Origin of the sequence: Salinivibrio costicola subsp. alcaliphilus (genome assembly GCF_001996185.1) — a bacterium.
Taxonomy (GTDB): Bacteria; Pseudomonadota; Gammaproteobacteria; order Enterobacterales; family Vibrionaceae; genus Salinivibrio; species Salinivibrio costicola.
Genome location: NZ_MUFR01000007.1, coordinates 25,599 through 50,572, shown reverse-complemented (window position 1 = coordinate 50,572; position 24,974 = coordinate 25,599). Strand labels below are relative to the sequence as shown.

Genomic DNA, 24,974 nt, shown 5'->3' with positions numbered 1-24,974 from the left:
TGCTTATTACTTGTTGCTTGTTGTGCGCAAATCATAGCGCGTTACGTATCGAGACTCTATCTTGGCTTAGCCGAGAACGGACATCAGATTAAAAATAGGAAGGTACATGGCAACCACCAAGCCACCAATGAGTAATCCGAGTACTAAAATCAGCAGTGGCTCAATGATCTTACCCAGATTATCGACGGTGTTATCAACCTCTTCCTCGTAAATCACTGCCACCCGATTAAGCATGGTGTCTAACGCGCCAGACTCTTCACCAATCATGATCATTTGCGTCATCATATTGGGAAAACGACCACTTTCACGTAACGCTTGATAGAGCGGGATCCCGGTAGCTGTGTGTGCAGATACTCGAATGAGTCCGTGTGCATAATAGTCGTTGGTGAGAATATTGGTTGCCGATTTAAGTCCGGAGATCAGTGGGATCCCAGCGCTAAAGGTTGTGGCCAGTGTGCGGGAAAACTTCGCGATACAGGCTTTGCTCAGCACCTCACCGATGATAGGCAGTTTAAGTAGCCAGCGGTGATAGTGGTACCGATAGCGCGGGTGATGCCGTTGTAGCCATTTATGCGATAACATCAGGACAATCAAGATAGCGGCAATGGTCGGCGCATGGGTGGTCATCCAATCAGACAATGCCAGCACTTGCCGTGTGAGCCATGGTAGGGGCGCACCAAAAGAGTCAAAAATCTGCTTAAATTTTGGGATCACGAACAAAAGTAAGTAAGTGCTAACACCGAGCGCAACACTGACGACGATGGTGGGATAAATCATGGCTTTCATCACCTTACTGCGCAGCAAGGCTTGTTTTTCCCGATATAGTGCAAGGCGAGCAAATACCAAAGGAAGTTGACCGGTTTGTTCGCCGGTGGCGACCAGATCACAGTAAAAGCGATCAAATAGGGGGCTGGCTTGCGCCAAGGCCGTGCTTAAGCTGGTGCCAGCTTCTAGTTGTTGACGAAGGTAGCGAACCACCAAGCGCATTTCTGCTTTGACTTGATTCTCTTCTATCAGGTTGAGTGCCTGAACAATCGGGATGCCAGACTCTAACAAGGTAGTGAGTTCGCGTGAAAACTGGGTAATATCGGCCGCTTTGGCTTTGTGCTGGCGTTGTTGCCAGCTAGAAAGGCGTCGACGTATTAAGCGTGTTGGCAAGATAGCTTGGCCGGCGAGTTGCTGGCGGGCATCGTGCTCAGAATACGCAAATACTTGGCCTTTCTGGTGTCGCCCAAACGGCACGGCTTGACGCCAATGAAAGACGAATAACGTTTGCTTGGCCATGATCATTCCTTATGCCAGTTGGATCACGCGACTGAGTTCTTGCACACTGGTGATCCCTTGATTGAGTTTGGCAATGCCGGACTCTGCCAGCCGCCACATGCCTTGTTGGCAAGCGAGTTGGGTGAGCTCGCTAGCACTGGCATGGCGATAAATCGCGTCAGTAATGGTGTCGTCGATAGGCAGCACCTCATAAATGCCGGTTCGACCTTGATAACCTTGGTCACAGCGGTAACAGCCGCGAGGATTGGCTTGATAGATTTGAGTGGGGTCGCAGCGCGGATAAAGGCGCATCAGCTGGGTCAAGCTTGGGTCATCACGCGGGTGAGGCTGCTTACAGACGGAACAGAGCCGGCGCACCAGCCTTTGCGCCACTACCAAGGTCAATGAGCTGGCGAGGTTGTATGGCGCGATCCCCATATGTGCTAAACGCGTGATGCTCTCTGCGGCAGAGTTGGTATGTAAGGTTGAGAGCACCAAATGGCCAGTTTGTGCGGCTTTAATACTGATCTCTGCGGTGTCGGTATCGCGTACTTCTCCCACCATGACTACGTCGGGATCTTGGCGTAAAAAGGCGCGGAGGGCGGTCGCAAAATCGAGTCCGATCCGCGTATTGACATTAACTTGGTTGATCCCATTAAGCTGGATCTCGACCGGATCTTCAACGGTGGCAATGTTTCGCTGCGGCTGATTGAGATAGTGCAAACCGCTGTATAATGAGACAGTTTTACCGCTCCCGGTTGGCCCGGTGAATAAAATCATTCCTTGTGGTTGATCGAGCGCTGCTTGATAGTGCTGGCGCTGCCACTCGGTTAAGCCTAAATCATGCAGCGTCAGTTGCTGCTGATCATTATTCAATAAGCGAACCACCACTTTTTCACCCCAGACCGTTGGTAAGGTCGATACCCGCATATCGACCGTATGCTCGGCAGTAAGGGTCAATTTGATTCGCCCATCTTGCGGTAAGCGTCGTTCGGCAATATTGAGTTGGGCTAAGATCTTGAGTCGCGTGGATAACCGCCGCGAGACGCCCGCGGGCGGATGGGCATAGGTTTGCAGTAAACCGTCTTGGCGAAACCGTATTTGGAAGTGATCCTCAAACGGTTCAAAATGCACGTCGGACGCTTTTTTTCGTACCGCATCAACTAATATTTGCTGGATATAGCGGCTAATGGGCGCCTGATCGCTTTGCAGTTCCGCGCTATCTTCTTGCGGACTATCGGTGACGGTCAGGGCCGCTAAATCCTGATCACTGATGGTGATGCCATCGCCGGTGCCCTCAATATCTGCGCCGTATAAATGGCGCAGCGCTGCGTCTAAATCCGGCTGGCTTAACACCACCAAACGGACATTGAGTCCGGTTGAAAAGCGAAAATCAGCCACCGCCTCTGTGTTATCTGGGTCACTGACGCCGAGCAACAGCTCTTTGCCTTGCTGGGCAAGCGGCAACACTTGATGGCGCTGAATCAAATCGCGCCGGTCGAGGGCATAGCAGGTAGCTTTAAACGGATACTGATGGCTTTCCGAAAAAGGTAGGTGATGCTGACTCGCGAGGGTGTGGGCGAGCGCGGTGGGGTCAACCCCGGCATCGAGTAAACGGGAGACGCTAAGCGGTGTGCCATCGCCAATGCCCAACGCATGGCGCTGGACATCGGTCAATAAGCCGGCTTGATACAACTGAGCAGTTGGGATCATTGTTGGTGCGAGTAAAAATTATGCTAGATATATTTAATACAGCGGGTTAGGCGTTTCCGCCGCTGCCTTCTTCTTTTTCGCAACCATTGACATCGAGTTTAGCGGGGTGCGTGCAAGACCATCCACCGAACTCATTACGTTTTAGAACAACTTTATCGCTGCCATCGTCACCCGGGAGCCCCTCAACGCTGATGGATAGTTTGCCCTCGACTTCACTATCTCTTTCGAGTTTGACATTGTCGGGGATGCCTAGGGCCTCTTCGATCGTTTTTGATTCGCCATTTATCTCGATCGTGTCTGAGTTCTCAGGGAACTTGCCTTCTTCCATTATCGACGCTTCGATGACCGAGCGCATATTGGTTAATGTGGCAATTGCGGCAGTAACTTTGGCTTTATCTTGATACTTTTGGTATTGCGGAATAGCGATGGCAGTCAGGGCGCCAATAATGCCAATGACCACGAGTAACTCAATCAAACTAAACCCTTGTTGCTTTTGCATCCTATGTCTCTCCTCTCAATGATGGTCGGCCGCCAACTCGGTGGCCGCGAGTGCAGCGACTTTACGCTTGTGAGCGTGGCACAAAAAAGAGGGGCAACATGAGTTTGAGAGTGAAGGGTAAAAGCTGGATGTAAGATTTTGTTTTTTCTGTTGTAGTGTTCGACTCACCACAAATTTTTTGTCACGAAAGCGCGATAAAAAGGCCGCCCATCGTGGGCGGCCTGGTCGACTCTGGGTGAGCGTACGTGTTATTGAAAACGCATGGATAAATCGAGCGCGGTCACGTGCTTGGTAAGCGCGCCCACGGAAATATAATCTACGCCTGTGGACGCGTATTCAGACAGAGTATCCAAGGTGACATTGCCCGAGACTTCAAGCGCCACACGGTCTTGGTTGAGTGCAACCGCTTCGCGCATCATCGGCACGCTAAAATTATCTAACATCACAATGTCGGCGCCGGCCTCAATGGCTTGTTTTAGCTCATCCAGATTTTCTGTCTCTACTTCCACCGGTTTATCTGGATTCAGACGACGAGCCTCTTGCACCGCATTGGCAATCCCGCCGCAGGCAAGAATGTGGTTTTCTTTAATGAGATACGCATCGAACACACCAATACGGTGATTGTGTCCGCCGCCACAAGCGACTGCATATTTGAGTGCACTACGCAGGCCTGGCACGGTTTTGCGGGTGTCCAATAGCTTGGTCTCCGTCCCTTGTAACTGTGCCACATAAGTTGCCGTTTTACTGGCGCAGCCTGACAAGGTCTGGATAAAGTTCATCGCATTGCGCTCACCCGTTAATAACACGCGTGACGGTCCTTTTAAGGTGCACAAGGTTTGATTGGCAGTGATCGCGTCGCCATCGGTCACATGCCAGGTTAAGGAGACCTCGCCACCCAGTTGTTTGAATACTTCGTTAGCATAATCTTGGCCACAAAATACGCCATCTTCACGCGTAATCAGTACCGCGGTCGACACCGAATCGGCCGGAATCAGGCTGGCGGTAATATCTTTACGCGCGTCAAGATCGCCCCCTAAATCTTCACGCAATGCGTCGCTGACGGCACGGGGCACATCCGTTTTTAGATGAGAGGTGAGATAGGCAAGACGGCTTTTGCTGTCATGAACAGCATGAAAAGGAGTCGATATCATTATGGCTTACCGCGGTGATGAAAAAACGTGGCGAAATGATAACGCTGGTTGGGGGGAAATGCAGCTTTTCTCTCCGGTTTCCGCGTCGGCGTCCATTTTATTATCGACACCCTGACTAGAAAATTACCCATGCATTGCCTGCTCATTTGTCTACACTTTGATCAGTTCTAGTAAAGAGGTAGCGTCATGAAACGCGGATTGGCACTGATGACGATGATATTCGCTGCACTGGCAGGTTTTAGTGTCTGGCAGCACCTACGTTTACCCGCGTCTACCTCATTGTCACCATTGACGATTGCGGTTTCATTAACGCCGTTGTCAGCGCCTATCATCGTTGCCAAAGAACAAGGTTTATTTAAAAAACATGGCATAGACATGACGCTAAAACCGGTTCATGGCGGAGTGAAAAGTTTTCAAGCACTGGTTGCGGGAGAGGCGGACTTAGCCACGACGTCAGAAACAGTGGCGATGTTTAATAGCTTTGAAAGAGAGGATTTTAACATTCTGACTAGCTTTGTTGAGTCAGACAATGGTGTGAAACTGTGGTCTATCCATCGTGCAATTGGTCACTCGCTCCCTGATGCGCTTCGGAGCGCACGTGTTGGAGTGGTCGCGTCAAGCGCGAGTGAGTACTTCTTCGACTCATTGCTCCAGCTGTATGATATGCCAACTGAGACAATAGAGAAGGTTTATTACTCGCCTGAGGCGTTGCCGTCGGCACTGCTCGACAATGAAGTTGATGCGATTGCTATTTGGGAACCTTACGGCTATCAACTAGTAAAACGAGCCCATGAGTCAGTACAAGCACTCGATAGTAAAGGCTTACATAGCTTATCTTTTTTATTGGTAAGTGATCGTTTAGTTGCGAAAAAGCAGCACCAAGATATGCGTCGCGTCATTCGAGCCTTGGATGAAGCGGTAGATGTTATTCATCAACGGCCTGAGCAAGCGAAAGCCCAGGTCGCTGCGTATCTTTCAATGTCCGACGACAAGCTCGGCTGGCTTTGGCAGGACTATTTATTTCGCCTGTCGTTAAACGACTCTTTACTGTTGCGTTTAAAAAACCAAGCTCGGTGGGCGCAACGCGCGGGATTGGTTACGGGACCAACACCATCGTATCGTCATTTACTTAACCCTGGCCCCTTGGTTGAAGCAACTCAAAAAGTGAGTCTATTAGAATGAAAATCGGTCAGCAGTTAAACATCGTTGTTTACGCATGTGCGGCATTGACGCTGGTAACACTATTGATCACGGTAGAGCTTTTTCAGAAACAAAGTCAGACGCAAGTACGCTTAGATAGAATTGTTGCGGTGCATTCTCAAATCGACAGTTTACGCGGTCGTTTGTGGCTATATCGTCAATACCCCAGTGCGCAAACCCGCCAAGATGTATATCAATCAACCAATGCGTTGCGGGCTCAGCTATCCAGTGACCAGCATGCGATTCCTCCCCAGTCAGTGCAGTCTATGACGCAAGCGGCGGACAGTATTGACCGTTTGCTGGATACCACAACAGACCAATTTGGTCGGGAGCAGAGCGTTGATGAAGGGCGGCTGATGCTTTTTTCACGATTTAATATTTTACTACAAGCCATGAGCGAGGCGGCATTTTCTGTGCGTCAGCAAGCGATGCATGATGCATCTAAACAGCAGAAAATGTTGCTTGTTGTCCATGGTGGTATTTTGGTGCTGTTGGCCTTATTAGTAACGATTTTTGCGACCCGTTTACGACGACGTTTAAGACAACGCTTAAAAACATTACACAGCACGGTTACTCAGATTAAAAAAGGTGATTTAACCACTGAATTAATCATGACCGATAAAGATGAACTGACCGAACTGGCGGATCATGTCAATGAAATGAAGCATGCGCTTAGCCATACCATGGTGGATAAAAACCAACTGAGTGAAGAAGTCGCACGGCAAACACAACAGCTTCGCGAGCAACAACACCAGCTTAAATTTTTAGCGGAGCATGATGAATTAACAGGTTTATTTAACCGACGTGCGTTTGAATCGCATGTCGATGTGGCTTTGATGCGGGCCAACCGAGCACAAACGAATGCTGCGTTACTGTTTATCGACTTGAATAACTTTAAACAAGTCAATGATACCTACGGCCACGGGGTCGGGGATGAGTTGCTCAGGGTTGTGAGCCAACGTCTAAAGCACGCCGTCCGTCGTTCTGATTTAGTCGGGCGTTTAGGCGGTGACGAATTTATCGTGTGGTTGGATCTTTTGACAGATAAAGATGCATTGAATGAAGTTATTCGCCGTATTCAAGATGATGTCCATGCACCTATATTAACCGAGAAAGCAGAGTTATCACTGGTGAGTAGTATTGGCGTCAGTTGCTTTCCTACCGACGGATTGGAGTTGCAACAAATGATGAATCAAGCCGATGCGGCCATGTATTACGCGAAAACACATGCTAACGAGCGGCACTGCTTATATTCCAATCTGCCTGCCGAGCGGATACAGTAACGAATTTTGCGACACGAGTAGCTTGCATGTCTTTTTCCCGTATCGACGATCATTGGCTAGCGGGCGCGCGCGCCTGTCCTTCTCCCCATTATAACTCACGCCCGGATAGCGAGGATATTTCCTTGCTGGTGGTTCACAATATCAGCCTGCCCCCCGGCCAGTTCGACGGTCCTTATATTGAGCAATTTTTTCAGGGCAACCTCGACGCTGACGCGCACCCTTATTTTGCCCAGATCCGTGATCTTCGCGTGTCTGCACACCTACTGATCCGACGAGATGGAAGTGTGATCCAGTTTGTACCATTCAACGAACGCGCATGGCATGCTGGCATCTCGTGTTTTGACGGTCGGCAGCAATGTAACGATTTTTCTATCGGTATTGAGCTTGAGGGCACGGACACACTTCCATACACCGACCAGCAGTATCAATCGTTAGCGGCGATCACGCAGACGCTGATGCAGTACTATCCAGCCATCACTCGTGATCGGATCACAGGACATCAACATATTGCGCCCGGACGGAAGACCGATCCTGGCCATGTGTTTGACTGGGAAAGATTACACCTACTGCTCTATACTGCCTGACAAAGCAGTCACTCTGTTTGGTCTGACCAATTTTAGAGCGCCGTGAAAAAACAACTGTCAGGTGACGAATACAGGGGTTTCCATGATGTCAATCAAAGTTCAGGTGGACAGAATATCCGCTGTCTGGTAACTTTAGAGAATAATAAAGTAATTGGTCTTACCAATTTACAATCAGTCAGTTTCTGCAGCTAAGCGCCAAGCTTGGGGGGCAGATGGTCAATAAATACAATGGCATATCAGCGAATTCGTCAACCAAAACTCTCAGATGTTATCGAGAAAGAGCTCGAAGGTTTAATTCTGGAAGGGACATTGTCTCCAGGCCAGAAGCTACCGCCTGAGCGAGAGTTAGCGGTCCAGTTTGATGTGTCTCGTCCATCAGTCCGTGAGGCGATTCAGCGACTTGAAGTAAAAAAGCTGCTCACTCGCAAACAAGGTGGTGGCACCTTTGTCAGTCAACGACTTTGGCAGCGATTTTCTGAACCCCTGCTAGAGTTATTGGCGGACCATCCGGAAACCCAGCTTGATTTGTTGGAATCACGGCATGCGCTCGAAGGTATTTCTTCTTATTTCGCCGCTTTACGGGGCACGGAAGAGGATTTTTCTCGGATTGAAGATTGCCATGATGCGATTCGACAAGCGCAGAAAGATGGGGACTTAAAGGCAGAAGCTTCCGCCGTCATGCAATATCTCGTTGCCGTAACGGAAGCGGCGCACAATGTGGTGCTACTGCATATCATGCGTAGCCTCGCACCGTTACTGGAACAGAATATTTACCAAAACTTTGAGCTACTTTATCGCCGTCAAGAGACGGTGGAAAATGTCAGCCGACACCGAGCTGAGATCGTGGATGCAATCACCGCTGGCGAGCCAGAAAAAGCGAGACAGGCGTCGCATGCACACTTAGCTTACATTGAGGAAACTCTGTTGGATCTTGGCCGAGAAGAAAGCCGTCGAGAACGGTCTCTACGTCGAATTCAACAACGCAAGGACGAGCTGGAGTAATCCCTATTCGCCGCCAAAATAAAGGCGAGGGGCCACTGCAGCTGCGACAACGTTTGTTTTGTACGAGTCAATCAACGAAAGGATAGATCGCCATGTCTGAAGTCATGAAAAATGACGTGGACGCACTTGAGACCCAAGAGTGGTTGCAAGCTCTTGAGTCAGTCGTTCGTGAAGAAGGTGTAGAACGTGCCCAGTTCCTTCTGGAGCAAGTCTTAGGGCAAGCACGTTTAGACGGTGTTGACATGCCAACTGGCGTGACCACCAACTATGTAAATACCATCCCTGCAGATCAAGAACCTGCTTATCCAGGTGATGTGAACTTGGAGCGTCGTATCCGTTCTATCATTCGTTGGAACGCAATCATGATCGTGTTGCGCGCGTCCAAGAAAGATTTAGAGCTGGGTGGCCACATGGCTTCGTTCCAGTCATCGGCTGCGTTCTATGAAACTTGCTTTAACCACTTCTTCCGTGCGCCAAACGAGAAAGATGGTGGCGATCTGGTTTATTATCAAGGTCATATCTCTCCAGGCATCTACGCGCGTGCGTTTGTGGAAGGTCGTCTCACTGCTGAGCAGCTCGACAACTTCCGCCAAGAAGTTGACGGTAACGGTATTTCCTCTTACCCGCACCCGAAACTGATGCCTGAGTTCTGGCAGTTCCCAACCGTTTCTATGGGTCTGGGGCCTATTGCGTCTATCTACCAAGCGCGTTTCCTTAAGTATCTGAACGGTCGTGGCTTGAAAGACACCTCAGAGCAACGTGTTTACGCGTTCTTAGGCGACGGTGAGATGGATGAGCCAGAATCACGTGGTGCGCTATCGTTTGCCGCCCGTGAAAAACTGGATAACCTGTGCTTTTTGATCAACTGTAACCTGCAGCGCCTTGATGGTCCTGTAATGGGTAACGGTAAAATCGTTCAAGAGCTCGAAGGCCTATTTAAAGGCGCTGGCTGGAACGTGATCAAAGTGGTTTGGGGCTCTGGCTGGGATAAACTGCTGGCCAAAGACACCTCCGGTAAACTGCTGCAGTTGATGAACGAAACCATCGACGGCGATTACCAAACCTTCAAATCAAAAGACGGCGCCTACGTGCGTGAACACTTCTTCGGTAAATATCCTGAAACTGCAGCCCTGGTTGCCGATATGACCGACGAAGAAATCTTTGCGCTCAAGCGTGGTGGTCATGAGCCATCAAAACTGTTTGCTGCGTTCAAAGCGGCACAAGAGTGCAACGACCGTCCAACCGTGATCTTGGCGAAAACCGTTAAAGGTTACGGCATGGGTGAAGCGGCTGAAGGTAAAAACATCGCGCACCAAGTGAAGAAAATGGACATGACCCATGTTCACGCTATGCGTGATCGTCTTGGCCTACAAGACTTGTTGTCTGACGATGATGTGCAAAACCTGACTTACCTAAAACTGGAAGAAGGATCTGCGGAACACGAATACCTGCACGCGCGCCGTAAAGCCCTGCACGGTTACACTCCGCAGCGCTTACCTAAGTTCACTGAAGAACTGACGCTGCCAAAACTGGATGATTTCTCTGCTCTGCTGTCTGAGCAGAAGCGTGATATCTCTACCACCATGGCGTTTGTACGCTCATTGAACGTATTGCTGAAAGACAAGAGCATTGGCAAGAACGTAGTGCCAATCATTGCTGACGAAGCCCGTACCTTTGGTATGGAAGGTCTGTTCCGTCAGGTGGGTATCTATAACCCGCAAGGACAAACCTATACCCCAGAAGATCGTGGCGTGGTGTCTTACTACAAAGAAGACCAAGGCGGCCAAGTACTGCAAGAAGGGATTAACGAGCTAGGCGCGATGTCATCGTGGGTAGCGGCGGCGACCTCTTACAGCACTAATGATCTGCCAATGATCCCATTCTACATCTACTACTCCATGTTCGGCTTCCAACGTGTTGGCGACATGGCGTGGATGGCGGGTGACCAACAAGCACGTGGTTTCCTATTGGGTGCCACCGCAGGTCGTACCACCCTGAACGGTGAAGGTCTGCAACACGAAGACGGTCACAGCCATATTCTGGCAAGCACTGTACCTAACTGTGTGTCTTACGACCCAACCTTCGCGTACGAAGTGGCGGTGATCATGCAAGACGGTATCCGTCGTATGTACGGTCCTGACCAAGAAAACATCTACTACTACCTGACGCTGATGAACGAAAACTATCATCAGCCAGCCATGCCTGAGGGCGCGGAAGACGGTATCCGTAAAGGTATCTATAAACTAGAAACCTACACGGGCGACAAAGCCAAAGTTCAGTTAATGGGCTCGGGCACTATCATGACCGAAGTGCGCAAGGCAGCGAAACTGCTCAGCGATGAATTCGGCGTGGCGTCTGACGTTTACAGCGTGACCTCGTTCAACGAACTGGCACGTGACGGTCAGGATGTGGATCGTTTCAACATGCTGAACCCAGATGCAGAAAGCAAAGTGCCTTATATCCAAACGGTCATGGGATCTGAGCCTGCGATTGCTGCGACTGATTACATGAAAAACTACGCTGACCAAGTTCGTGCGTTTATCCCAGCTGAGTCTTATAAAGTGCTGGGTACAGACGGCTTTGGTCGTTCTGACAGCCGCGAAAACCTACGTCGTCACTTTGAAGTGAACGCAGGCTATGTGGTGGTTGCGGCACTGAACGAGCTGGCTAAGCGTGGTGATGTTGATAAGAAAGTCGTGTCAGAAGCGATTAAGAAATTCGACATCGATACCAACAAAGTAAACCCGCTGTTCGCGTAAGAGGCTGAAACAATGTCAATCGAGATTAATGTACCTGACATCGGTGCGGATGAAGTAGAAGTGACTGAGATCCTTGTTAGCGTTGGCGACAAGGTAGAAGAAGAACAGTCGTTAATCACCGTTGAAGGTGATAAAGCATCCATGGAAGTCCCTGCGTCACAAGCGGGTGTGGTCAAGGAAATCAAAATTGCCGAGGGTGATAAAGTCACCACTGGCTCTTTGATTATGATCTTCGAAGCCGATGCGCCAGCGCAAAGCGCCCCAGCTCAAGAGGCGGCGCCAGCCGCCCCTGCTGCAGCACCAGCGGCCGCATCAGAAACCAAAGAAGTTCACGTGCCTGATATCGGTGGGGATGAAGTTGAAGTCACCGAGATCATGGTCGCGGTTGGCGATACCATTGAAGAAGAGCAGTCACTGATCACTGTTGAAGGCGATAAAGCCTCAATGGAAGTGCCTGCACCGTTTGCGGGTACCGTTAAAGAAATCAAGATCGCGGCAGGTGACAAGGTGTCAACTGGCTCACTGATCATGATGTTCGAAGTGGGTGGCAGTGCTCCAGCTGCAGACGCCCCAGCAGCAGCCGAGGCACCAGCGGCGCCGGCAGCAGCACAAGCCAAAGACGTTCACGTCCCTGATATCGGTGGCGATGAAGTTGAAGTGACTGACATTATGGTTGCCGTTGGCGATACCATTGAAGAAGAGCAGTCACTGATCACCGTTGAAGGCGACAAAGCGTCAATGGAAGTACCGGCACCGTTTGCGGGTACGGTCAAAGAGATCAAAATTGCGGCGGGCGATAAAGTGTCCACCGGCTCGCACATCATGGTGTTCGAGGTTGCTGGTAGCGCACCAGCAGCGCCTGCACCTGCAGCGGCACCTGCTGCTGAAAAGGCGGCACCCGCACCTGCGGCTAAGGCAGACGCCCCAGCGGCTAAAGCTGACGCCGGTAAAGACGAGTTTGTAGAGAACAAAGAATACGCGCATGCGTCGCCTGTTGTTCGTCGTCTTGCCCGCGAATTTGGCGTGAACCTTGCGAAGGTGAAAGGATCGGGTCGTAAAGGACGTGTACTGAAAGAAGACGTTCAGAGCTTTGTCAAAGACGCGCTAAAACGCCTTGAATCGGGTGCAGCATCTGGCTCAGGCGACGGCAGTGCACTTGGCTTGCTCCCTTGGCCTAAAGTGGACTTCAGCAAATTCGGTGAAACCGAAGTCAAACCACTGTCACGCATTAAGAAGATCTCGGGTGCGAACCTGGCACGTAACTGGGTGATGATCCCGCACGTGACGCAGTGGGATAACGCTGATATCACTGAAGTGGAAGCGTTCCGTAAAGAGCAAAACGCGATTGAGAAGAAGAAAGAGTCTGGCATGAAGATCACCCCATTGGTGTTCATCATGAAAGCCGCTGCTAAAGCGCTGGAAGCTTTCCCTTCATTCAACGCATCACTGTCGGAAGACGGTGAAAGCCTGATCATGAAAAAATATGTCAACATCGGCATTGCGGTTGATACGCCAAATGGTCTGGTTGTGCCTGTCTTTAAGGACGTGAACAAAAAAGGCATCTACGAGTTATCTGAAGAGCTGATGGCAGTCTCGAAGAAAGCGCGTGCGGGCAAGCTCACTGCTTCTGATATGCAGGGCGGTTGCTTTACCATCTCAAGCCTCGGTGGTTTGGGCGGTACCGCGTTTACGCCAATCGTTAATGCACCAGAAGTCTCAATCTTGGGTGTCTCTAAGTCAGAAATGAAGCCAGTATGGAACGGTAAGGACTTTGAACCTCGCCTGATGCTGCCACTGTCTCTGTCTTATGACCACCGTGTGATTGACGGTGCTGAGGGTGCGCGCTTTATCAGCTACCTCAACGGTCTAATGTCCGATATCCGCCGTTTGGTACTGTAATCGCAACATCGACAACCCAACCGGCCCGTGAAGGGTCGGTTGGGAATTGTTGTGCAGCTCACAGGCTATGGGTTTTTATTTTTCAGCCCATTAACATGGCTGTAAACTGTGGCACCAAACACCCACAACAATAAAAACTACCGCTCTTAGCCTGTCAGGGAATAAGACTACAACGAGGTCAGAATGAGTAAAGAAATCAAAGCGCAAGTCGTCGTTCTTGGCGCTGGTCCTGCTGGATACTCCGCCGCTTTCCGCTGTGCCGACCTAGGTTTGGAAACAGTGCTGGTTGAACGTTACAACACCCTAGGGGGTGTGTGTCTAAACGTTGGCTGTATCCCTTCTAAAGCCCTACTACACGTTGCCAAAGTGATCGAAGAAGCCAAAGCGATGGCTGATCATGGCGTGGTTTTCGGCGAGCCACAAACCGATATCGACAAAATCCGCTCTTGGAAAGACAAGGTGATCGGTCAGTTGACCGGTGGCTTAGGTGGCATGGCCAAGCAGCGTAAAGTGACCGTGGTTAACGGTACCGGCCGTTTCACTGGCGCCAACACCCTGTTGGTCGAGGGTGAAGAAAGCACCACCATTAATTTTGATAACGCGATCATCGCAGCCGGCTCTCGTCCTATCGAGCTGCCATTTATCCCGCATGATGATCCACGTATCTGGGACTCTACTGACGCGCTCGAGCTCAAAGAAGTACCAGAGAAAATGCTGCTGATGGGCGGTGGTATCATTGGTCTAGAAATGGGTACTGTCTATCACGCATTAGGCTCACAGGTCGATGTGGTCGAAATGTGTGATCAGGTGATCCCGGCGGCCGATAAAGACGTGATTAAAGTCTTTACCAAGCGTATCAGCAAGAAAATGAACCTGATGCTGGAAACCAAAGTCACCGCAGTAGAAGCCAAAGAAGATGGTATTTACGTGACGATGGAAGGCAAAAAAGCGCCAGCAGAGCCAGTACGTTATGATGCTGTATTGGTTGCGATTGGCCGTAGCCCGAATGGCAAACTGCTTGACGCCGGCCAAGCCGGGGTTGAAGTTGACGATCGCGGCTTCATCAATGTTGATAAGCAAATGCGCACTAACGTGCCACACATCTATGCGATCGGCGATATTGTTGGTCAGCCAATGCTTGCGCATAAAGGTGTGCATGAAGGCCATGTGGCTGCGGAAGTCATTTCTGGTAAGAAACATTACTTTGATCCGAAAGTGATCCCATCGATTGCTTATACTGAGCCAGAAGTAGCATGGGTCGGTAAAACCGAGAAAGAATGTAAGGAAGAGGGCATCAACTACGAAGCCTCTACCTTCCCATGGGCGGCTTCTGGTCGTGCGATTGCGTCTGACTGCGCTGACGGTATGACCAAGCTTATCTTCGATAAAGATACGCACCGTGTCATCGGGGGTGCCGTTGTCGGTACCAACGGTGGTGAGCTGTTGGGCGAAATCGGTCTTGCGATTGAAATGGGCTGTGATGCCGAAGACATCGCGTTGACTGTTCACGCTCACCCAACACTCCATGAGTCTGTTGGCTTGGCCGCTGAAGTGTTTGAAGGCTCAATCACGGATATGCCGAATCCAAAAGCGAAGAAAAAGAAATAAACTGCGCGTTTATATGTTTCTTCTTAAGCCCTGCATTGCGGGGCTTTTTTATATCGGTGATATATCGATTGAGAAGAAAAAAGCGGGCCTCGGCCCGCTTAGTCAGTATGATGGTCAAGCGTTAACGCTTAAAGCTTAAAGCTGCCCACCAAGGTATCGAGACGTTTAGACAGATCACGCAGTGACTCGCTGGCTTCAGCCATGGTATTGGCGGTATCCGCGGTCTGTTGCGAGCTGTGATTAATCTCTTCAATATTCTGATTGATGTCATTGACCACCGTTGATTGCTCTTCTGTCGCGGTCGCTACTTGTGTATTCATGTCTGAGATTTGGATAATCTGCTCATTAATCGCGTTCAGTGACAGCGACGCCTCATCCGATGCGTTGACCCCTTCGGCTGTCATGGTGCGGCTTTGCTCCATTGCGTTGACAGCATTATGGGCCTCTTGCTGCAGGCGGTTGATCATGGTCTGGATTTCATCGGTTGAATCGGAGGTACGGCTAGCCAGGTTACGCACCTCGTCGGCAACGACCGCAAAGCCTCGTCCTTGTTCGCCCGCACGTGCCGCTTCAATGGCGGCGTTCAATGCGAGCAGGTTGGTTTGCTCTGAAATACCACGAATCACATCTAAAATGCCACCAATCGAGTCGGTGTTTTCAGCCAGCGCACTGATCACTTTCGACATATTCTCCATATCGTCGGCAAGGCTGGCGATGGTGTCTCGCGCTTGGGTGACCACACCTTGGCCATTGGCTGCATCATCGGACGCTTGGTTAGCGGCACTGGCGGCATTAGCGGCATTGCCGGCAATTTCATTCACCGTCGCGCCCATTTCATTAATCGCCGTCACCACTTGTACGGTGCGATCACGCTGATACTCACTCTGAGATTGCGTGGCGCTAGCTTGTGACGAGACTTGCTCTGCGGCATGACGAAGCTCACCACCGGTACTGGCAACGTCTGAGACTAAGCGATGAATCTTGTCGACAAAGCTATTAAACCCAGACGCTAACTGACCAATTTCGTCTTGGCTATCGATGTCGACTCGTTGGCGTAAATCGCCTTCACCCTCGCCGATCTCACGGAACACATTCGCCACGTATTGAATCGGTTTGGTAATGGTCGTCGCAAGCCAAACGGCCACCACAATAAACACTAACCCAACGACCACAGACACCATCAGGATCTGATTGCGGGTTTGATTGAGTGGTGCAAAGACTTCTTCTGCTGGAACATCTGCGATGACATACCAGTCCATGGAGGGAACATAACTTGAGGCGAGCAGGACTTCCTTGCCATTAATGTGTGTATCGAGGAGGTTAAAGTCACCTTTTTGGAGCAAGCTCCGTGCCTGTGCTCCATACACATCACTCAATGTTTTTTCGCCCATGAGATCGGTGTCACGGTGCAATTGGACCGTGCCATCGGCATTGACTAAGAAAACAAAGCCCGACTGCTCGATTTTGAATTGATTCAAAAAGCGGGTCATCTCTTCGAGTGAACGCGAAAACCCAGCCAAGCCTTTGCCGTTAAGCTGTTGAAAGTTGACGAAAAGTTTGAGCTCGCCATTATCCTCTTGGAATACCTGCGCCATGGTGGCATTGCCACTGTCGAGAAAGTTATAAAACCAACCGTCTTTTTCTCGCGTGAGGACGCGTAAAAAACCATCTTGGTTCCAATATTGGCCGGTCTCTCGGTTAGCGATAGAGGCATCATTGAGATCGTATTGGTCACGTAGCACGTTAAGCTGCTTGACCACGCGGGCTTCTTCGCTCGGGGTGATCCCTTGGTTGAGAATATCGAGTGTCACCGGGTTTGACGCGAGCTGACGCGCGGCAGATTGCAGCTGGTTAACTTCACTATCAATGGTATCTCTAAACTGAGTGAGGGTGGTTGGAAGCTCATTCTCTAACAGGCGCTTTTCCATAATATCGCGCGCTTGGCTTAAGCTCATGTAGCTGACGATCGCTGTCGATGCGATCACGGCTGAGACAAATGCCAACACGAGCTTTTGTTTAATCGTGAGTTGTTTTAGCTTCATGCCTTTCTCTCTATGTGGTCTATCACGCGCTATTTTGTAATCATCGATAAGTTGACAAGTTAGCGTGACAAAAAAGTGACGATGTGTATGGCACCAACATCTAAGTTAGCAGAATTACATTTACCGTTTCTAATGTATCGGCGATGAAATGATAAAATTGAAGCCCTTGCCCATAATTATTGATGAAAATGACACTTAGCTCGCGCTTTCAACACAAACCGATAAAAAGGGATGGAGGGCGCATCGCCTGATCGATATCGCGTTATCTTTTATGGCTAACTGTATCGTGATAAAAAACCGTATAGAATCAAACAGAACGCGACAATCACGGTTAATTGGATCGTGAGAACGAGGGAATAGAGGGCTGCGTCACTAAGACCTTGGTCGTATGTTTCATAAAACGGGTAGATTTTAATTTTAAGTTAAAAATGCTATCCTCACGCAGCGGTTACGTGCTCGAACCCTCGTCTTGCTGGAAAATTTTAATAAACTTCGCCGGATAAGCGTGATACGAGTACTAACACTTTCCAAGGATGTTGGATCATACGATCTGACCGAGAAAAGAGGAAATAGTCGTGCTTGAAGCCTACCGTAAACACGTCGAAGAACGTGCCGCTCAGGGTATTGTGCCTAAACCGCTGAACGCTGAGCAAACCGCCAGTCTGATAGAACTGTTGAAAAACCCGCCCGCTGGCGAAGAAGAAACCCTTGTTTATTTGCTGGAAAACCGAATTCCCCCCGGCGTGGATGAAGCCGCCTATGTAAAAGCAGGCTTTTTAGCTGCGTTGGCAAATGGTGAGGCGCAATCGCCGTTAATCAGCCCTGAGCGCGCCACAGAGCTACTCGGTACCATGCAAGGCGGTTATAACATCCAGCCTCTGATCGCGTTGTTAGAGGATGAAAAACTGGCGCCAATTGCAGCCAAAGCCCTGTCACATACCCTGCTCATGTTTGATGCTTTCTATGACGTGGAAGACAAAATGAAAGCAGGGAATGCTTACGCTAAACAAGTGATGGAATCGTGGGCCAACGCAGATTGGTACCTGGAAAAACCGCAGATTCCTGAAAAAGTGACACTGACAGTGTTCAAAGTATCGGGTGAAACCAACACCGATGACTTGTCTCCCGCCCCTGATGCATGGTCACGTCCAGATATTCCCTTACATGCCCTTGCGATGCTTAAAAACGAGCGCGAAGGTATTCAACCGGATAAACCCGGTGACATTGGCCCCATTGAGCAAATGAAGGCGCTGGAAGAAAAAGGCCACCCACTGGTTTATGTCGGTGATGTGGTTGGCACTGGCTCGTCACGTAAATCAGCGACCAACTCGGTGTTGTGGTTTATGGGCCAAGACATTCCGAATGTGCCGAACAAGCGCTTCGGCGGTTTCTGTTTAGGCGGAAAAATTGCCCCTATTTTCTTTAATACCATGGAAGACGCGGGCGCATTGCCGATTGAGCTCGATGTGACTTCGCTCAATATGGGCGATGTGATTGACCTGTACCCCGCTGACGGTAAAGTGTGCAAGCATGGCACCGATGACGTGCTGTCGACCTTCCAGCTCAAAACCGACATTTTGTATGATGAAGTACGTGCCGGTGGCCGCATCCCATTGATTATCGGTCGCGGCTTGACCGATCGAGCCCGTGAATGTCTCGGCCTTGAGCCATCTGACGTCTTCCGCCGTCCCCGTCCAGTGGCTGAATCCACCAAAGGCTTTACGCTGGCACAAAAAATGGTCGGTAAAGCCTGTGGCGTCGAAGGTGTGCGTCCGAATACCTATTGTGAGCCTAAAATGACCACGGTAGGGTCACAAGACACCACCGGACCCATGACCCGTGATGAGCTTAAAGACTTGGCGTGTCTTGGTTTTACCGCCGATTTGACCATGCAGTCTTTCTGTCATACGTCAGCATATCCAAAGCCAGTTGACGTGGAAACACACCATACCTTGCCCGATTTCATCATGAATCGTGGTGGCGTGGCACTGCGTCCAGGCGATGGGGTGATTCACTCTTGGCTCAATCGTATGCTGCTGCCTGATACCGTGGGTACCGGTGGCGACTCACATACGCGTTTCCCGCTGGGGATTTCTTTCCCTGCCGGCTCGGGTCTGGTGGCCTTTGCTGCAGCAACCGGGGTGATGCCGCTGGATATGCCTGAGTCGGTCTTGGTGCGCTTTAAAGGCGAAATGCAGCCCGGTGTTACCTTGCGTGACTTAGTCCATGCCATTCCGTATTTCGGCATCAAACAAGGTCTGTTAACGGTTGAGAAATCAGGAAAAATCAACGAATTTTCCGGTCGTGTTCTCGAAATCGAAGGGGTTGAACACCTCACGGTTGAACAGGCGTTTGAGCTATCAGATGCATCCGCAGAGCGCTCTGCGGCTGGTTGTACCGTGAAGTTGTCACAAGACTCAGTGGCCGAATACCTTGAGTCGAACATTGTGATGCTCAAGTGGATGATTGCCGAAGGCTATGGCGACCGCCGTACCATTGAGCGCCGTATTCAAGCGATGCAGCAATGGCTAGACAGCCCAAGTTTGATGGAAGCGGACAAAGATGCCGAGTATGCCCACGTACTTGAAATCGATCTGGCCGAGATCAAAGAGCCTATCTTGTGTGCACCGAACGATCCGGATGATGCGCGTACCTTGTCGGACGTGGCAGGCGACAGTGTCGATGAAGTCTTTATCGGAAGCTGTATGACCAACATTGGTCACTTCCGAGCAGCCGGTAAATTGCTGGATAAATTCGGTGGCAGCTTATCGACTCGGATGTGGGTGGCACCACCGACGAAGATGGATAGAGATCAGCTGACCGCTGAAGGTTATTACGGTATCTACGGTCGTGCTGGGGTGCGGATCGAAACGCCGGGATGTTCCTTGTGCATGGGTAACCAAGCGCGTGTGGCGGAAAAATCGACTGTGTTGTCGACCTCGACACGTAATTTCCCAAACCGTCTCGGTACGGGCGCGAATGTGTATCTGGCGTCGGCTGAGCTGTCGGCAGTCGGTGCGATTCTCGGCCGGATCCCGACTCAAAAGGAATATCTAGAGTACGCTGAGCAAATCAATGCGACGGCAAGTGATACTTATCGTTATCTTAACTTCCATCAAATGGATGCCTACACCAACATCGCCAATGATGTGATTGTTAAAACCGCAGTGTAGGACGCGCTGATGGCCGATAGCGTTCGGCATGGCGCCAAGAAAAGCGCCTTCCATCTTTATGGGAGGCGCTTTTTTTCGTGTGCGTGACCGAGTGAAAGAGCGCCAACTGGCTTCGTGTTATGGTTGATTAATTAATCGGGTTATCCATTAATCGCGCAATATTCTCAGTCGTGCGCGTGACGTTGCTTGCCGTGTTGACCAGCGCCTCAGACAATGAGCAGGGCCCTGGCTGAATGGGGAAAATCGCTTTGACGCCGTGTTGATAAAGCGTATCACAGTTGTCACCGACACTGCCGGCGATCACCACCACGGGAATGTGATGTGATTGGCCAATCCGGGCGAGCGCCATGGGGACTTTTCCGTGCTGAGTTTGACCATCGACCCGTCCCTCACCGGTAATAATCCAATCTGCTTGTGCCAGAGTCGAATACGCGTGGGTCCGTGTTAGTAGCAACTCCACCCCGGGTACGAGCTGGGCATTGAGTAAACCGCCTAAAGCGGCACCGATTCCGCCTGCTGCGCCTGCGCCTGGAAAGTGCGCAATGGCATGGCCAAGTTGATAGTGACAAATACGGGCAAAACGGTGAAGGTGTTGCTCTAAACTGCGAATGTGGCTGACCGTGGCGCCTTTTTGCGGACCAAATACGGTAGCAGCGCCATCGGGTCCACATAGCGGGTTATCGACATCACAGGCCGCGGTGAGTGTGACAGCGCGCAAGCGTGAATCGAGCGTGCTGAGATCCAGTGTCATCAATGCACCTAATCCGTGTCCAGTCGGAATAATTGGTTTGCCTGCACCGTCAAGCAGGCGCGCGCCTAAGGCGGTCAGGATCCCGGCACCCGCGTCATTGGTGGCACTGCCACCTAAACCAATAATGATTTCATCGATGTCATGATCAAGAGCTGCACGGATCAGCTCACCGGTGCCTAAGCTGGTGGTATGGAGCGGATTTTTTGCGGTGCTTGGCATTAATGGTAAACCTGAGGCACTGGCGACATCCAACACGGCCAGTCGTTGCTCACGATTAATCACAAAACTGGCCGTCACCGGGCGAAAATCTGGCCCCGTGACGTCACAGTGAAAACGTTCTCCACCGAGTCGTTCGAGCATACTTTGTGCAAATCCCTCACCACCATCTGCCATGGGCAACAGTGAAAACGTGGCATTAGGCAGTGCGGCTGCCATGCCTGTTTGAATAGCGTTAGCGACTTGTGGGGCGCTGAGGCTTTCTTTGAATGAGTCCGGTGCGATCACAATATGCATGGCTTATCCTTGGCAATATGACGGTCGTCCATTAAGTCGAACTGAAGTAAACAGTATGAGCGAAGTGCTACCTTGATAACAGCTTGGGCTTGGCAATTCGTGGCAAAAGCCGGACAATGCCGCGCGAAGATTGGAGGTGGATGTGGATTACGAATTTTCTCGCAATAGTTTTGATGACAGTTATCGCATTGTGTTCTCAATGGGCCATGAAGCGATTGGTCGCTGGTTGTTCGATGAAGTAGGCACTGAGCTTAGCCACGTTGAGCAATATGTCGAGGCCCTCGCTCAGCTGGAAAACGAACAGCAATGGCGCGGGCATACTTTTACCTTAACAGCCAATAAAGATGAAGTGGTGGTGATGGCGAATGCCATGCTACAAACACCATCGGATGAGGCGCAAGCAACCCTCAGTGCGCAGGCATTGACGTTTTATGATCAAGAAAGCTGTGCCGCGTGTGGCTATGATGACTTTATGGAAATGTTATCGGCCTATCGCGACTTTATTATCCGTTATGGTCGACGATAACTCGAGATAAACGCGGAGCGGGGAATCGGCTCGCGTTTTTTCGATGATCGCTGATGGTGCAGTTGAGCAATAACACATTGCCGATGCGCTGTCTTGGTGAATACCTCGCACTTTTATAGTGCAAACTCCTCGAATTACCCCTCCTTGTTTTCTAACTACATGATTTTAAAGCCATCAAATATTGGCACGGCTCTTGATACCTACAGTGTGAAGCAAACACAAGGACTCAGGAGAAGGATATGAAACTGATTAGCGCCATTATCAAGCCATTTAAGCTTGATGACGTTCGTGAAGCGTTGGCGGATGCCGGTATTGATGGCATGACGGTCTCGGAAGTCAAAGGCTTTGGCCGCCAAAAAGGGCACACAGAATTATATCGTGGCGCCGAATACCAAGTCGATTTTTTACCCAAAGTGAAACTTGAAATCGCGGTACAGAGCGAGAATGTGGATTCTGTCGTTGAAGCGATTTCTAATGCTGCACAGACTGGAAAAATCGGCGATGGCAAAATCTTTGTCTTCGATCTTCAGCAGGCGGTGCGTATTCGTACCGGTGAAATGGATTTGGAAGCAATTTAATACAGGGAGTATAGACAATGGAACTGGTTAATACGGTGACAGAATTGCGCTACGCGCTCGACACCTTTTTCTTTCTTTTATCCGGCGCGTTGGTGATGTGGATGGCCGCGGGCTTTGCGATGTTAGAAGCCGGCTTGGTGCGATCTAAAAATACCACGGAGATCCTGACCAAAAATATCTGCTTATATGCCATTGCGTGCACCATGTATTTACTGGTCGGTTACAACATCATGTATGTCGACAATGCGGGTGGGGGTTTTATACCTTCATTTGGCACCTTGATTGGCACACAGGGCGCAGAGGCTGATCATTCATTGGAATCAGACTTCTTCTTCCAAGTCGTGTTTGTTGCTACCGCTATGTCAGTGGTGTCTGGTGCCGTCGCGGAACGAATGAAGCTGTGGGCGTTCCTGGTTTTCTCTGTCATCTTGACGGCGGTGATCTATCCAGTTGAAGGATATTGGACTTGGGGCGGCGGCTTCCTATCTGAGGCCGGTTTCAGTGACTTTGCCGGCTCAGGAATTGTTCACATGGCCGGTGCTTCCGCGGCATTAGCCGGTGTGCTCTTGTTAGGTGCGCGTAAAGGCAAGTACAGCAAAAACGGTAAAATCAACCCGATTCCTGGCTCTAACTTGCCGTTAGCGACCTTGGGGACGTTTATCCTTTGGTTCGGCTGGTTTGGTTTCAATGGCGGCTCGCAGTTGATGGTCTCAGATTTTGAGAATGCGACAGCGGTGGGACAAATCTTCCTCAACACGAATGCGGCGGCGGCGGCCGGTGCTATTGCAGCCTTACTGGTATGCAAAACCCTATGGGGGAAAGCGGATTTGACCATGGTCTTAAATGGCGCGTTGGCTGGCTTGGTGGCAATTACCGCCGATCCGCTGTCACCCTCACCAGTGGCGGCACTGATCATTGGTGTGGTATCTGGGGCCATCGTCGTGTTCAGTATTATCGGTCTCGACAAGATAAAAATTGACGATCCTGTCGGTGCGATTTCCGTCCACGGTGTGTGTGGTTTCTTTGGCCTCATGGTTGTGCCTTTAAGTAACACAGCAGCGACCTTTGGTGCCCAGCTTCTGGGAGCGGCCGTTATTTTTGCCTGGGTATTCGGTGCAAGCTGCGTGGTTTGGTGGATATTGAAGAAAACCATGGGTATTCGCGTGACCGAAGAAGAAGAGATGTCGGGTATGGACTTACACGATTGCGGTATTGATGCGTATCCCGAATTTGTCAGCGTAAAATAGCCACGCGTATAAGACATCGTTAAACTCTGAAACGAAACCTTACATTTTTACAGTAGGGTTTCGTTTTTTTTTGATCCTATCGATATTGAGCATTCAGTCATTCTCTGTATACTAACGAAAGTGAGATTCGTTATCATTTATCATCATATTTAAGGACTGTTACGATGAAAAAACTGCTGATTGCCTCGGCTGTGACGGCTAGCCTGCTAGGAACAAGTACTGCGTTCGCGGCTGAAGAAGTGAATGTCTACTCGTATCGCCAACCGTTTTTGATTGAACCCATGTTTGATGCGTTTACTGAAGAGACTGGCATCAAGGTAAACGTTAAGTTTGCTAAAAAAGGCATGGCAGAAAAGGTTAAGCAGGAAGGCGAATATAGCCCAGCAGATGTCCTTCTTACGGTTGATATTTCACGCCTTAAAGAGCTGTTAAACCAAGATGTGGTGCAAGCGGTTCAAAGCGATGTGATTGATAGTAATGTGCCTGAACAGTTTCGTGATAGTGAAGATAAGTGGGTAGCGCTGACAACGCGTGCACGTGCGGTATATTCTTCTCGGGAGCGAGTTGGCGAGTTAGGTGACGATTTTGACTATCTTGACTTGGCAAAACCCGAATGGAAAGGCAAGATTTGTACCCGTTCAGGCAAACACCCTTATAATGTCTCTCTTGTGTCCGCTATCATTGAAAATCATGGTGAAGCGAAAGCCAAAGAATGGCTAGAAGGGGTTAAAGATAACCTCGCGCGTAAACCACAAGGTAACGATCGCGCGCAAGTAAAAGCGATTAAAGAAGGGCTCTGTGATGTGTCTCTAGGGAATAGCTATTACCTAGGTAAGATGCTAAACGATGAAGAGCAAACAGCGTGGGCGGAAGCGGTTTATCTAAATTATCCGGGCCAGAATACTCATGGGACACATGTCAATGTGAGTGGTATGGCGATGGCGAAGTACGCACCGAACCAAGAAAACGCGCTTAAACTTATGGAATTTTTAACGTCAGACAAAGCGCAGCATATGTATGCTGAGGTTAACTTCGAAGAGCCGGTGAAAGCGGGTGTCGAGAAGTCTGAGCTAGTGGCATCTTGGGGGGATTATAAGCACGACCCAATGCCGTTAGAGGCGATTGCTGATAACTATGCCCAATCAGTGAAGCTGTTGGATGAAGTTCAGTTCGACCTGTAAAC

At 50.1% G+C, this 24,974-nt stretch carries 18 protein-coding genes; 12 read left to right on the top strand and 6 right to left on the bottom strand.

Annotated elements, in window-relative coordinates; translation table 11 throughout:
* Positions 1-66: 66 nt before the first annotated feature.
* From BZJ21_RS03785 to nadC, 4 genes are all read right to left on the bottom strand, one after another.
* Positions 67-1,290 carry a type II secretion system F family protein gene (locus BZJ21_RS03785; protein WP_077576198.1) on the bottom strand — a complete coding sequence of 408 codons (1,224 nt, stop codon included), beginning with the start codon at positions 1,288-1,290 and terminating at the stop codon, positions 67-69.
* A 3-nt stretch (positions 1,291-1,293) separates the two neighbouring features.
* Positions 1,294-2,976 carry a type IV-A pilus assembly ATPase PilB gene (gene pilB, locus BZJ21_RS03780; protein WP_077669157.1) on the bottom strand — a complete coding sequence of 561 codons (1,683 nt, stop codon included), beginning with the start codon at positions 2,974-2,976 and terminating at the stop codon, positions 1,294-1,296.
* A 46-nt stretch (positions 2,977-3,022) separates the two neighbouring features.
* Positions 3,023-3,475, bottom strand: a complete 453-nt coding sequence (locus BZJ21_RS03775) for a prepilin-type N-terminal cleavage/methylation domain-containing protein (RefSeq protein WP_077669168.1) — start codon at positions 3,473-3,475, stop codon at positions 3,023-3,025.
* A gap of 248 nt (positions 3,476-3,723) precedes the next feature.
* Complete coding sequence (gene nadC, locus BZJ21_RS03770; RefSeq protein WP_077669156.1) at positions 3,724-4,626, bottom strand: carboxylating nicotinate-nucleotide diphosphorylase; 903 nt, start codon at positions 4,624-4,626, stop codon at positions 3,724-3,726.
* 186 nt (positions 4,627-4,812) lie between these two features.
* Here nadC and BZJ21_RS03765 point away from each other — a divergent pair, with 186 nt between their 5' ends.
* The 7 genes from BZJ21_RS03765 (at position 4,813) to lpdA (ending at position 14,961) form a co-directional block, all read left to right on the top strand.
* A complete protein-coding gene (locus BZJ21_RS03765; protein ID WP_077669155.1) occupies positions 4,813-5,808 on the top strand; it encodes an ABC transporter substrate-binding protein in 996 nt (331 codons plus the stop codon).
* Positions 5,805-7,109 (top strand): diguanylate cyclase domain-containing protein, encoded by a 1,305-nt coding sequence (locus BZJ21_RS03760; RefSeq protein ID WP_077669154.1) that lies wholly within the window; start codon positions 5,805-5,807, stop codon positions 7,107-7,109. Before BZJ21_RS03765 ends, BZJ21_RS03760 begins: the two co-directional genes overlap by 4 nt.
* A 26-nt stretch (positions 7,110-7,135) precedes the next feature.
* Complete coding sequence (ampD, locus tag BZJ21_RS03755; protein ID WP_021022599.1) at positions 7,136-7,693, top strand: 1,6-anhydro-N-acetylmuramyl-L-alanine amidase AmpD; 558 nt, start codon at positions 7,136-7,138, stop codon at positions 7,691-7,693.
* Positions 7,694-7,921: 228 nt separating this feature from the next.
* Positions 7,922-8,695: a pyruvate dehydrogenase complex transcriptional repressor PdhR gene (pdhR, locus tag BZJ21_RS03750; protein ID WP_021022598.1), complete on the top strand. Its 774-nt coding sequence runs from the start codon at positions 7,922-7,924 to the stop codon at positions 8,693-8,695.
* A gap of 92 nt (positions 8,696-8,787) precedes the next feature.
* Complete coding sequence (aceE, locus tag BZJ21_RS03745) at positions 8,788-11,454, top strand: pyruvate dehydrogenase (acetyl-transferring), homodimeric type (protein WP_077660111.1); 2,667 nt, start codon at positions 8,788-8,790, stop codon at positions 11,452-11,454.
* 12 nt (positions 11,455-11,466) lie between these two features.
* On the top strand, positions 11,467-13,353 hold the full coding sequence (gene aceF, locus BZJ21_RS03740) for a pyruvate dehydrogenase complex dihydrolipoyllysine-residue acetyltransferase (RefSeq protein WP_077669153.1): 1,887 nt from the start codon (positions 11,467-11,469) through the stop codon (positions 13,351-13,353).
* 183 nt (positions 13,354-13,536) lie between these two features.
* A complete protein-coding gene (lpdA, locus tag BZJ21_RS03735) occupies positions 13,537-14,961 on the top strand; it encodes a dihydrolipoyl dehydrogenase (RefSeq protein WP_077660109.1) in 1,425 nt (474 codons plus the stop codon).
* 128 nt (positions 14,962-15,089) lie between these two features.
* On the opposite strand, the gene BZJ21_RS03730 is transcribed toward lpdA, so the two are convergent.
* Positions 15,090-17,003, bottom strand: coding sequence for a methyl-accepting chemotaxis protein (locus BZJ21_RS03730; RefSeq protein WP_077669152.1), 1,914 nt, complete (start codon positions 17,001-17,003; stop codon positions 15,090-15,092).
* Positions 17,004-17,578: 575 nt separating this feature from the next.
* Here BZJ21_RS03730 and acnB point away from each other — a divergent pair.
* Positions 17,579-20,176, top strand: coding sequence for a bifunctional aconitate hydratase 2/2-methylisocitrate dehydratase (acnB, locus tag BZJ21_RS03725; RefSeq protein WP_021024174.1), 2,598 nt, complete (start codon positions 17,579-17,581; stop codon positions 20,174-20,176).
* A 127-nt stretch (positions 20,177-20,303) separates the two neighbouring features.
* Here acnB and BZJ21_RS03720 read toward each other — a convergent pair whose 3' ends face one another.
* Positions 20,304-21,440, bottom strand: coding sequence for a glycerate kinase (locus tag BZJ21_RS03720; RefSeq protein ID WP_077669151.1), 1,137 nt, complete (start codon positions 21,438-21,440; stop codon positions 20,304-20,306).
* A gap of 142 nt (positions 21,441-21,582) precedes the next feature.
* On the opposite strand from BZJ21_RS03720, the gene BZJ21_RS03715 reads away from it, so the two are divergent.
* The 4 genes from BZJ21_RS03715 to BZJ21_RS03700 all read left to right on the top strand — a co-directional run bounded on the left by BZJ21_RS03715 (position 21,583) and on the right by BZJ21_RS03700 (position 24,972).
* Positions 21,583-21,966: a YacL family protein gene (locus BZJ21_RS03715; protein ID WP_158009957.1), complete on the top strand. Its 384-nt coding sequence runs from the start codon at positions 21,583-21,585 to the stop codon at positions 21,964-21,966.
* 239 nt (positions 21,967-22,205) lie between these two features.
* Positions 22,206-22,544, top strand: coding sequence for a P-II family nitrogen regulator (locus BZJ21_RS03710; protein ID WP_025673127.1), 339 nt, complete (start codon positions 22,206-22,208; stop codon positions 22,542-22,544).
* A 17-nt stretch (positions 22,545-22,561) separates the two neighbouring features.
* Positions 22,562-23,791, top strand: a complete 1,230-nt coding sequence (locus BZJ21_RS03705) for an ammonium transporter (RefSeq protein ID WP_077669150.1) — start codon at positions 22,562-22,564, stop codon at positions 23,789-23,791.
* A gap of 164 nt (positions 23,792-23,955) precedes the next feature.
* Positions 23,956-24,972: a Fe(3+) ABC transporter substrate-binding protein gene (locus BZJ21_RS03700; RefSeq protein WP_021024179.1), complete on the top strand. Its 1,017-nt coding sequence runs from the start codon at positions 23,956-23,958 to the stop codon at positions 24,970-24,972.
* Positions 24,973-24,974 lie beyond the last annotated feature (2 nt).